At 50.1% G+C, this 805-nt stretch carries 2 protein-coding genes; both read left to right on the top strand.

Annotated features, from left to right (window positions below):
• The coding region (locus HGG74_RS20945) for a TrbG/VirB9 family P-type conjugative transfer protein (RefSeq protein ID WP_168489474.1) at nucleotides 1-627 on the top strand (627 nt) is incomplete at its 5' end.
• Nucleotides 624-805: hypothetical protein (locus HGG74_RS20940; RefSeq protein ID WP_312856931.1), on the top strand; the 182-nt coding region annotated here is incomplete at its 3' end. The genes HGG74_RS20945 and HGG74_RS20940, both read left to right, overlap by 4 nt.

The following is an 805-nucleotide window of genomic DNA, read 5'->3' as shown; positions in this document are numbered from 1 at the left end:
GATGACAATGGCAACCAGTCTTCAGAGGTGGTCAGTGTAGCCCTTGATCCTGAAAACGACCTGGAACGCTGGCGAACAAACCTGTTTGTTCGCACAACAAAACGTAATTACAGCATGGAGCTGAACGCCCGAACGTTCCGGCAGCCGGATAAGATCGCGTTTGTTGTTAATTACCAGTACCCGCAGGAACGCCGGAAGGAGCAAGCCGAAATCGAGAAGAAACGGATTGAGGCTCTTAACAAGCGGCAGGAGGAGCAGGCAATCAACCGTTCTCTTGAAAATGCGAAGTCGCCCAAGAACTGGGATTACTGGAAGCGGGTAGCTGACGGCAGCCAGTCAATCAGCCCGGATTATGCGTATGACGATGGCCGCTATACCTGGTTTGGCTTCAGCCCCCTGAAGAAAATCCCCAGCGTCTTTGTTATGAGCGGCGAACAGGAAACGCTGACTAACCCGGTAGTCAAAAACAGCGGTAGTTTCACCGTTGTTGGTGTTCCTGTAGACCAGCGCTTTGTTTTGCGTATGGGAAATCAGGTTGTTGGGGTTGAAAACCGGGGCTTTGGCAAAGTCCGTCTTCCGGCAGGAGATACCGTTTCCCCGAACGTTGAGAAAGAGGTGATCCAGTGAGCGAACAGGAAAATAAAATCCCGACCGCTGTAGAAATTGAACAGGCACTACGGGAACGGCATCAGAAAGAAATTGAGCAAAACGATAAAACGGATAAGGGAGATGAAGATGACGGTAAATCAGTAAAACGCCTGGGTATCGAGAAGCTTAAAAAATCGCGTAAGGGGCTGGTGATTAT

This window comes from Arthrobacter mobilis (assembly GCF_012395835.1).
GTDB classification, from domain to species: domain Bacteria; phylum Actinomycetota; class Actinomycetes; order Actinomycetales; family Micrococcaceae; genus Crystallibacter; species Crystallibacter mobilis.
The sequence above is the reverse complement of the archived record's forward strand: the minus strand, read 5'-3'. Positions and strand labels throughout refer to the sequence as shown.